Source organism: Microvirga arabica (genome assembly GCF_016811235.1).
Taxonomy (GTDB): Bacteria; Pseudomonadota; Alphaproteobacteria; order Rhizobiales; family Beijerinckiaceae; genus Microvirga; species Microvirga arabica.
Map to the genome: position 1 here is coordinate 41,699 of NZ_JAFBID010000040.1, position 9,636 is coordinate 51,334.

General features: G+C 65.1%; 11 protein-coding genes. 5 read left to right on the plus strand and 6 right to left on the minus strand.

Annotated elements, in window-relative coordinates; translation table 11 throughout:
• Positions 1-34 precede the first annotated feature (34 nt).
• From JQC81_RS18950 to JQC81_RS18960, 3 genes are all read left to right on the plus strand, one after another.
• Positions 35-1,057, plus strand: a complete 1,023-nt coding sequence (locus JQC81_RS18950) for a zinc-binding dehydrogenase (protein WP_203273338.1) — start codon at positions 35-37, stop codon at positions 1,055-1,057.
• A gap of 109 nt (positions 1,058-1,166) precedes the next feature.
• Positions 1,167-2,126: a lipid A biosynthesis lauroyl acyltransferase gene (locus tag JQC81_RS18955; RefSeq protein ID WP_312887555.1), complete on the plus strand. Its 960-nt coding sequence runs from the start codon at positions 1,167-1,169 to the stop codon at positions 2,124-2,126.
• 120 nt (positions 2,127-2,246) lie between these two features.
• Positions 2,247-2,996: a DUF1223 domain-containing protein gene (locus tag JQC81_RS18960; RefSeq protein WP_246520522.1), complete on the plus strand. Its 750-nt coding sequence runs from the start codon at positions 2,247-2,249 to the stop codon at positions 2,994-2,996.
• Here JQC81_RS18960 and JQC81_RS18965 read toward each other — a convergent pair.
• The 3 genes from JQC81_RS18965 to JQC81_RS18975 form a co-directional block, all read right to left on the minus strand.
• Positions 2,993-3,604: a TPM domain-containing protein gene (locus tag JQC81_RS18965; RefSeq protein ID WP_203273339.1), complete on the minus strand. Its 612-nt coding sequence runs from the start codon at positions 3,602-3,604 to the stop codon at positions 2,993-2,995. The genes JQC81_RS18960 and JQC81_RS18965 overlap by 4 nt on opposite strands.
• Complete coding sequence (locus JQC81_RS18970) at positions 3,605-4,363, minus strand: TPM domain-containing protein (RefSeq protein WP_203273340.1); 759 nt, start codon at positions 4,361-4,363, stop codon at positions 3,605-3,607.
• A gap of 184 nt (positions 4,364-4,547) precedes the next feature.
• Positions 4,548-5,153 carry a LemA family protein gene (locus JQC81_RS18975; RefSeq protein WP_203273341.1) on the minus strand — a complete coding sequence of 202 codons (606 nt, stop codon included), beginning with the start codon at positions 5,151-5,153 and terminating at the stop codon, positions 4,548-4,550.
• 147 nt (positions 5,154-5,300) lie between these two features.
• Here JQC81_RS18975 and JQC81_RS18980 point away from each other — a divergent pair, with 147 nt between their 5' ends.
• Positions 5,301-5,942: a LysE family translocator gene (locus JQC81_RS18980; RefSeq protein WP_203273342.1), complete on the plus strand. Its 642-nt coding sequence runs from the start codon at positions 5,301-5,303 to the stop codon at positions 5,940-5,942.
• Positions 5,943-6,022: 80 nt separating this feature from the next.
• On the opposite strand, the gene JQC81_RS18985 is transcribed toward JQC81_RS18980, so the two are convergent.
• Complete coding sequence (locus JQC81_RS18985; protein ID WP_203273343.1) at positions 6,023-6,505, minus strand: hypothetical protein; 483 nt, start codon at positions 6,503-6,505, stop codon at positions 6,023-6,025.
• Positions 6,506-6,618: 113 nt separating this feature from the next.
• Here JQC81_RS18985 and JQC81_RS18990 point away from each other — a divergent pair, with 113 nt between their 5' ends.
• Positions 6,619-7,149 (plus strand): DUF421 domain-containing protein, encoded by a 531-nt coding sequence (locus JQC81_RS18990; RefSeq protein WP_203273344.1) that lies wholly within the window; start codon positions 6,619-6,621, stop codon positions 7,147-7,149.
• 35 nt (positions 7,150-7,184) lie between these two features.
• Here the strand turns inward: JQC81_RS18990 and rlmN are convergent, their stop codons facing one another.
• Positions 7,185-8,498 (minus strand): dual-specificity RNA methyltransferase RlmN, encoded by a 1,314-nt coding sequence (gene rlmN / locus JQC81_RS18995; RefSeq protein ID WP_210347217.1) that lies wholly within the window; start codon positions 8,496-8,498, stop codon positions 7,185-7,187.
• Between the two features lie 141 nt (positions 8,499-8,639).
• Positions 8,640-9,344 (minus strand): invasion associated locus B family protein, encoded by a 705-nt coding sequence (locus tag JQC81_RS19000; protein ID WP_203273345.1) that lies wholly within the window; start codon positions 9,342-9,344, stop codon positions 8,640-8,642.
• Between the last annotated feature and the right edge of the window lie 292 nt (positions 9,345-9,636).

Here is a 9,636-nt window from a genome sequence, read left to right on the forward strand (position 1 = left end):
GTGCGGGTATGACGATGAACAGGATCTGACCTTCATGCGCTCCCTCCAGCTCTTCGGCGACCGTGACCTTCGCATTACCGAGATCGACGCCCCGCCGCCGCCCGCCGCCGGCGAGGTGCAGGTGCGGGTGAGGGCGCTGGCGCTCAACTTCCTTGATGTCTGGGGCTTTCGCGGCATGGCGTTCGCCAAGCGCAAGATGCCTCAGGCGGTGGGCGTCGAGGCGTCGGGTGAGATCGCCGCGGTCGGCGAGGGCGTCACGCGGTTCAAGGCGGGCGATCCGGTCACCATGTACGGCGCCGAAACCTGCGGCCATTGCTCGGCCTGCCGGAAAGGTTGGGACAATCTCTGCGAGAACGTCGCCGGCATCATGGGCTTTCATATCGATGGGTTTGCCCGCGAGCTGATCAACCGGCCGGAGCGCCTCGTGATCCCGGTGCCCAAGGGCGTCTCCTTCGAGCAGGCGGCCTGCGCGCCCATCGGCTTCGGCACGGTGCAGCACATGCTCTTCGACAACGCCAAGCTGGAGCCGGGCGAGTCGATCCTGGTCCATGCGGGCGGCTCCGGCATCGGCACGGCGGCGATCAAGATGGCGAAGGCCATCGGCTGCACCGTCTACACCACCGTGGGCGATGACGAGAAAGGCGAGAAGGCCAGGGCCCTGGGCGCCGATTACGTGGTCAACTACCGCACCGAGCGCTTCGAGGGCGAGGTGAGGCGGCTCACCAAGCGCAAGGGCGTCGATGTGGTGTTCGAGCATGTGGGCGCCGAGACCTGGAACGGGAGCCTGCTCTGCCTCAAGCGCGGCGGACGCCTCGTCACCTGCGGCTCGACCTCGGGCGTGTCCACCACCATGAACCTGATGCAGCTCTTCCAGCAGCAATACCGGATCTTTGGCTCCTTCGGCTGCCGCATCGAGAACATCTCCCAATCGCTGGACAAGATGGCCCAAGGGATGAGCCCGGTGATCGACGCGGTCTTCCCGCTCGACGAGTTCCAGAAGGGGCTGGAGCGGCTCGAAGGCCGCAAGGTCTTCGGCAAGGTGCTCGTGACGTTCTGAACCGGGAGCCGGCCGCTGGAACAATGGGCCGCGACGGCAGACCTTGACGAAACCGTCTCCCCGCGAAAAGACGCGGGGAGTTTCTTTTCAGGCCAGGATTCAAAAGAACGTGCAGCAACCCCACCGCCCCCGCAGCCTCGTCTCGCGCCTCACCGAGACGGTCATGGTCGGCGTCGTGCGCGGCGTCTTCGGCCTGGCGCGGGCGCTCGGCCCCGAGCGTTCCGGTGCTGTGGGCGCGGCGCTCACCCGCACCTTCGGTCCCCTGTTGCGCGCCCACAAGACGGCTCTGAACAACATCCGTGCCGTCTACCCCGAGAAGGCGGACGCCGAGGTCAAGGCGCTCGCCATGGCCGCCTGGGACAATCTCGGGCGCACCGCCGGCGAATATCCGCATCTCGGGCGGCTGTTCGACTTCGACCCGGACAGCACGGTGCCCGGCCGCACCGAGGTCGACGGGATCGACCACTTCCTCGCGCTTCGCGACGACGGCAAGCCTGGCCTCATCTTCTCGGCCCATCTCGCCAACTGGGAGCTGCCGGCGATCTGCGCGGCCCGTTTCGGACTCGATACCACGGCGGTATTCCGCGCGCCGAACGATCCGGCCATCGCCCGCGTGCTGCATGAGATCCGAAGCGAGACCATGGGCAATCTCGAAGCGGCCCGCCAGGGCGCGGCCTTTGCCATGCAGGGGGCGCTGGAGAAGGGCGGGCATCTGGGCATGCTCATCGACCAGCATTTCACCCGCGGGGTGATCGTCAGCTTCATGGGCCGGCCGGCCCTGGTGAACCCGATCCTGGGGAAATTCGCCCGCCGCTTCGATTGTCCGGTCCACGGGGTGCGGGTGATCCGCCTGCCCAACCACCGATTCCGCCTGCAGCTCACGCCGCCCCTCGATCTGCCGCGCGATCCCGACGGCCACATCAACGTGCAGGGCGCCATGCAGGCCATGACCGCCGTGGTGGAGGAATGGGTGCGGGAATACCCCGAGCAATGGCTGTGGATGCATCGCCGCTGGCGGGTGCCTGCCAAAGCATCGGACCCAAAAGTAGAATCCAATTTTGGGATCTGATCCGATGCTCCAATCGTTGAAGAGCGCATCGTTGAGAGCGAAAAATCGGATCCACTTTTTCGCACGATGCGCTGGCGCTCAAGGTAAAGTGAGTTCACCTTGAGGCGGAATTCATGTTCCATGGCCTACATCATGGTATTCCGATTGAAAGCGACCCTAGCGGCCCTTGCATTTGCCGCCTTCCTGCAGCCCGCTTGGGCGGACCCGACCCGCGCGGTGGTCGAGCTCTTCACCAGCCAAGGCTGCTCCTCCTGCCCGCCGGCGGACGAGCTTCTGGTCGAGTTTTCCCGCCAGCCGGACATCGTGGCGCTGTCGCTGCCGGTCAATTATTGGGATTATCTCGGCTGGAAGGACACGCTCGCCCATGTGGCCTTCACCGAGCGGCAGAAGGCTTATGCCCATTCCCGCAACGACCGGCAGGTTTTCACGCCGCAGATGATCGTCAACGGCAAGAAGTCCACCATCGGGTCCGACCGGGCTCAGGTCGAGAAGGCGATCCAATACACCACCAAGGGACGCAGGACCCTGCCGGTGAATGTCGTCGTCACTGAGCGGAACGATACGATCACGATCACCGTCGAGGAGACGCCCGACACCACCCAGCGCGAGGCGGAAATCTGGATCCTGCCGGTGCTGAAGTCGCAAACGGTGCCGATCGAGCGCGGCGAGAACAAGGGCAAGACCATCACCTACGCCAATGTGGTGCGCGGCCTGAACCGGGTCGGCGAATGGCGTGGCGGCTCCGCCCGCTTCGAGGTGCCGCTCGACATGGCCCGCAAGGGCGGCGACGCCTATGTGGTGCTCCTGCAGGGCACCGATGCGGCGCAGCCCGGACTCATCCTCGGCGCTGCGAAAGGCCCCGGGCTTTAATCGAGCAGGATAACTTTGTTAGGCAGCTCGTCCACGTCATCGAGGCGGGGAGGGGCATGCTCGGCGAGGATCGCGCCCGTGCGCCGGATGGCCTCCTCCAGTCCTGCGATCATCCGACCGGCTCTGATCGCCGCCGTCAGGTCTGCGATGATGGCCGCCCAGATTCCCGGATCCACCCGATCCGCCACCCCTGTATCGGCCAGGATCTCGGCATGATGCTCGGCAAGCGCCAGATAGATCAGCACGCCCGTTTTCTCCCGGGTGCGGGTCATCCCGCGCCGCAGGAACTCGCGCGAGGCCGCCTCATGCGCCTGGTTGTGCTTGACGGAGCGCGGCACCAAAGCAAAACGAAGCTTGGGCCAGGAGAGCCCGAGGCTCAATGCCAACGCCACCGCGAGCTGGATCAGGGCAATGCGAGAAGTGCTGATGTCTGTGAACCAGATCAGCGGCCAGGGCGTGACGAGGGCCGCGAGCATAGCCCAGAGCAGGGGAACGGCCCGGTAATGCCCGGCCTGCTCGGCGATCACGAGAACGATCTCGCCGGAGGTCTCACCCTCCACGTCGCCGATCACGCTGGCCAGGCGGGCCTGTTCGTCGCTTGAGATCATCTACCAGCTCCCCGAAGCGCCGCCGCCGCCGGACGAGCCGCCGCCTCCCGAGAAGCCGCCCCCGCCGGACCATCCACCCCCGCCGCGCGACCAGCCGCCGCCTCCCAGCCCACCGGTGGTGACGATCCAGGGACCGCGGCGGCCATGCCTGATGCCCTGTCTGCGGCCAGCACCCATCAGGCGCGAGATCAGGAAGAACAGGATCAGCAGGATGATGAAGGCGATGACGGGGTCGATGGCCGTGGTGCTGTCCTCGCGCACCTGGGCTCTCCGCTGCCATTCGTCCGCATCGCCGGTGAGGATCGACAGCATGGCGTCGATGCCCGCGTCGATGCCGCCCGCGAAGTCGCCCCTCTGGAACCGGGGCGCGATGGCCGTGGTGATGATGATCTTCGACAGGGCATCCGTGAGGGCGCCCTCGAGCCCGTAGCCCACCTCGATGCGGACTTTCCGTTCCTGCGGTGCCACGAGGAGCAGGGCGCCATTGTCCTTGCCTTTCTGGCCGAGCTGCCAGTGCCGGAACAGGCGGTTGCCGTAATCCTCGATCTCATAGCCCTCCAGGGAGCGCAGGGTCGCGACCACCACCTGGTCGGTGGTCCTGTCCTCATGCGCCTTCAGTTTGGCTTCAAGGGCCGCCCGCTCCTCGGGCTTGAGGAGATTGGCCGTATCGACCACCCGGCCGGTGAGCGGCGGGAAGGTTTGCGCGAGGGTGGGGAAGGGGAGGAAGAGGACGAAGAGGGCAAGGAGGAGTGCCGCCATTCTTCCCTCCCCCTTGCGGGGAGGGGCAGGGGTGGGGGGCGCGCAGCCAAGCGCACGGCGCAACCAGAACCCGCTGTAGCGGCCACATGCGTTCTGGACGAGGTATCGAGCTCTGACGATCCGACCCTCACCCTCGATCCCTCCCCGCAAGGGGGAGGGAGGATCGCCATTACCTCCCATCCCGTCAGAACTTCACCGGCGGCGGGCGGTCCGATCCGGCCGTTGCGGTGAACGTCTCCATGGGCTTGGCCTCCGGATAGAGGATGCCGGCGATCCAGCGCCCAGGGATCGTGCGCAGCTCCGTGTTGTAGGCCTGAACGGTCGAGATGTAGTCGCGCCGCGCCACGGCGATGCGGTTCTCCGTGCCCTCGAGCTGCGACTGCAGGGCCAGGAAGTTGGCGTTCGACTTCAGCTCCGGGTAGCGCTCGACGGTGGCGAGCAGCCGGCCGAGCGCGCCGGAGAGCTGGTTCTGCGCCTCTTGGAACTGCCGGAATTTCTCGGGATCCGTCACGGTGGAGGCATCGACCTGCACTTGCGTGGCGCGGGCGCGGGCTTCCGTCACCTGGGTCAGCACCTCGCGCTCCTGCTGGGCAAAGCCCTTCACGGTCTCGACGAGATTCGGGATGAGGTCGGCCCGGCGCTGGTACTGGTTCTGCACCTCGCTCCAGGCGGCCTTGGCCTGCTCCTCCAGGGTCGGGACGTTGTTGATGCCGCAGGCTGACAATCCGAATGCCAGGATCAGGCCCATCAGACCTATGCGGATCCGGCCGGTTGAGAGCAATGCGGTCATGTCTGTCCTTTTCGCGGTTCTTGGTTCTTCTTACCCTGCCCGGATCAACACATGGGGCAGGGGCGGCGTTTCAACAAGCGGCTTTCGGGTAGCCGTGCACACGGGATTAAGGCATGATCCCGCGATCTTAGCGACCAGAGCCGACCCATGACCTTCCTGCCCGACGTCAGCACCCTGCTCACCTACACCCTGGCGGCGATTCTGCTCTTCATCACACCAGGTCCCGACATGAGCCTGTTCCTGGCAAAGACCATGTCGGGCGGGCGCCGGGCCGGCATGGCTTCGATGCTGGGCGCGACGGCGGGATGCTGCGTGCATACGCTGCTTGCAGCGCTGGGACTCTCGGCGCTTCTGGCGGCCTCCGTGACCGCCTTCACGGTGCTGAAGATCGTCGGTGCGCTTTACCTGCTCTGGATGGCTTTCGATGCGGTACGCCACGGCTCGGCGCTGAGCGTGAAGGACGAGGGGCGGGTGGAGGTCTCGTTCTGGAAGACCTTCTTCATGGGTGTCGGCATCAATCTCACGAACCCGAAGGTGGTGCTGTTCTTCGTGACCTTCCTGCCGCAATTCGTGGACGCGAGCGATCCGCATGCGGCCGACAAGCTGTTGTTTCTCGGCCTTTACTTCGTCGTGCTGAACACCCCGCTGGGCGCGCTCATGATCCTGGGCGCCGACAAGGTGATCGCGCTCCTGCGCGGCCGGCCGAAGCTCATGCGGGGAATCGACTATTCCTTCGCCGGCCTGTTCTCGGTCTTCGCGATCAAGATCCTGACGACATCGACGCGTTAGAGCATTGGACCTGCTTTGGGTCCAATGCTCAACTTCTTGGCTGATGCATCATGCGGGTGGAAAACCGGATCCACTTTTCCTCATGATGCGGTAGGCTCCCTTCGCCGCGGCTCGCGTCCGCCGATGATCGCCCAGTAGACGAGGCCAGCAACCGCTCCGGTCAGCCCCAGCACGAAGCTCACATGCAATTCCTCCGGGCTGGCGATTCGCGCCTGTCCGCGCAGGATCCACGGCACCGCCGCGGTCAGGACCGCAGTCGCCAGCACGTGCCAGAGAAGGCTGCGCATCCCCAGCACCTCGCTGACGATGGCGACCAGCAGCGGCGGGAAGATCAGCAGCGTGAACATGATCCGGCCGACCGCCAGGAACGCGTCCTCCACGATGGGACCGGGATCTTCTGCTGCAAACACCGCATCAATCAGCGACCAGAAGCCGACGAAGAGCGTGTCGCCTGTCAGCAGCGCCATCACCGGATCGACCATGGAGGCGATGAGGAAGAACGTGCCGCTCGCACCGATGGCGATGAGGAGTGCGAAAGGGATGAGGATGAGCCAGCGGATCATAGGCCGTCTATAGCACGGGCCGGGGCGGAAAGCTTTCCCAAAGCACGGCTTTACCGTGGCGAAGCTCGTGGCCAGCGCTAGTTCCCTCCTGTGCTGCCGCAGGGGAAATGAATATGGGCGTGGATTGGACCGCGATGTTCGTGCCGGAGCACTCCCTCCTGGAGATCGTCGTGCGCGGCACGATCATGTACATCGTGCTGTTTTCGATCCTGCGCTTCTTCATGAAGCGGCAATCGGGGGTGATCGGCATCGCCGACCTGCTCGTCATCGTTCTCATCGCCGATGCGGCGCAGAACGCCATGGCGAACGAGTACAAGTCGATCCCCGAAGGCGTTCTCCTCGTTCTGACCATTGTGTTCTGGAACTTCGCCATCGACTGGCTCGGCTACCACTTTCCCCTCATTCAGCGCTTCACCCGTCCGCCGCCGCTGCAGCTCATCAAGGACGGCCAGTTCCTTCGCCGCAACATGCGTCAGGAGATGGTCACGGTCGAGGAACTGATGAGCCAGCTGCGTCAGCAAGGCATTGACGATCCGGCACAGGTGAAGAAGGCCTTCATTGAGGGCGACGGCCGCATCAGCATCATCCGCCACGACAATGGCGAAACGGGAGGGCAGAACGACGATCCCCGTGCGGTGACATGAAAAGGCCGGCGCTTTCGCCGGCCTTATCGTCAGGATTACTCCCCGTCCCTCACCGCATACACGCCTTCGGCCCCGATGCCCTGTTCGGCCATCATGCGGGCGCGGGCGCGCAGCTTTTCGGTCTCGCTCTTGAGCTGACCGCAGGCGGCGAGGATGTCGCGGCCGCGCGGGGTGCGCACTGGCGAGGCGTAGCCGGCCCGGTAGACGATCTCGGAGAAGCGCTCGATCCGCTCCCAGTCCGAGCATTCGTATTTCGAACCGGGCCAGGGATTGAACGGGATCAGGTTGATCTTGGCCGGAATGCCCTTCAGCAGCTGGACGAGCGTGCGGGCATCCGCGTCCGAATCGTTCACGCCCTTGAGCATCACGTACTCGAAGGTGATGCGGCGCGCATTCGACAGGCCCGGATAGGCACGGCAGGCATCGAGCAGCTGCTTGATGTCGTATTTGCGGTTGATCGGCACCAGCTCGTCGCGCAGCTCGTCGCGCACGGCGTGGAGCGAGATCGCCAGCATGGTATTGGCTTCCGCACCGAGGCGCTCCATCTGCGGCACCACGCCGGAGGTGGAGACGGTGATGCGACGGCGCGAGAGGGTCAGGCCCTCGCCATCCGACATGACGTCGATGGCGGCCACCACGTTGTCGGTGTTGTAGAGCGGCTCGCCCATGCCCATGAACACGATGTTGGACACGAAGCGTCCGCCGTCATTCGGCACGAAGGCGCCTTCCGGCGGGGTGGCGCCGGGCCAGTCGCCGATGGCATCGCGCGCGACGATCAGCTGGGCCACAATCTCGGCCGAGGTCAGGTTGCGCACGAGGCGCTGGGTGCCCGTGTGGCAGAAGGAGCAGGTGAGCGTACAGCCGACTTGGCTCGACACGCACAGCGTGCCGCGGTCAACCTCCGGGATGTACACGCACTCGATCTCCGCGCCCTTGTCGAGCGGGCCGGTGGAGGCCATGCGGATGAGCCACTTGCGGGTGCCGTCCTTCGACACCTGCTCGGAGACCACCTGGGGCCGGGCGAGCGTATAGGCTTGGCTGAGCTTAGCGCGCAGCTCCTTGCCCATATTGGTCATCTCGGCGAAGTCTTTCGCGCCCCGGAAATAGATCCAGTGCCAGAGCTGGGCCACGCGCATCTTGAGCTCGCGCTCGGGCACGCCGATGGCCGCCAGCGAGTCCTTCAGCTGGTCGCGGGTGAGGCCGACGAGCGAGGCGCCGCCGGGGGCTGCTCCCGCTGCGACGGTCAGTTCCGCGGTCTTTTCGATGAACCCGGCCGCGCGCGCGGCATTGCTGACGGCAACGGGAGCCGCATTGGGGTTGCGCTTGGCGATGTCGAGCACCGTCGCCATGGGAGATCATGCCTTCGTTGTTGGGAGTTCGGCGGTCTTATAACACGATTGCGCCGGAAACGTGAGCGCCTCAACGCAAAATCCGGGCCTCAAGCCCGGAAGATGCTCATCGGGGTGCTGTTTTTCAACCGCCCCGGAGGCTTAGGAAGCGCATTCCTTGCGGGCGTGCTCCAGGGCCTTGGTGAAGCCGTTCAGGGAGTAGCGGTCGGTAAGATTCGAGCCACGGGCCGATTGCGACTTCACCGTCATGGTGCCGCTCTTGGCCATCGTGGCGATGGCCTGGCCTTCCTCGGCCGGGTTCTTCAGCCAGGCATTGGTGGCCTTGGCCAGGAGAGCATAGGACGTGTTGCCCACGGAAACCTCGGCCGGGCCGTTCTCCTTGGCCGTGAAGCCGAACTCGAACGCCACCTCGTTCTTCACGTTCTCCGCCGGGCGGAAGGAGACGAAGAGATAGGCCGGGTCGCGGCTGACGGTCTTGGGCGTCCAGTCCTTGGGGCGGCTGAGCGCATAGCAGATCTTCGAGCGGCCGCTCTGGGCCATGTAGACCTCCCAGTCGCCGTAGGACGTCACGAGCGAGCCGCCGGGGCTCGCAGCCCGGGCGGGTTTGGCCGCAGTAGCAGCCGCCGCCGCTCCGGCGGCCGCCGCTGCAGCAGGCTTCGCCGGCGTGGTCTTGGCGGCGGGCTTTGCTGCGGCAGCCGGCTTGGCTGCGGGCTTGGCCGGAGCCGAGCGGGTGGATGGCTGCGTCGAACGCTGGGCCTGAGCCAGGGCTGCAGGTCCGGTTCCAAGGACGACGAGGGCGGAAAGGATGCCCGCGGCGATGCCGCGCTGGAGAGATGCAGTGAACATGGGGCGGGACGATACAGGCCGATGGTTAAGAACTTTTCACCATCTCCGTTAAGGCCGCATTGCCGGCTTGGCGATGCGTCGAAACGAGGCGGTTGCCTCGAGGATGCCGCTTCGAGCTGAACGGCAGCTCAATAAAAAGGGCCGCTTGCGCGACCCGTTCAGTATCCTTCAAAGCTTGTTCGTTTTTGAAAAGATTGGAGGAGTTGAAATCACTTTAGTGCTTCTGTAATGGGCCGTTGGGTGTCAATCCCCTGAGTGACTGTCCTGTCGCCGAAGTCTTGCTTCTGTTCGG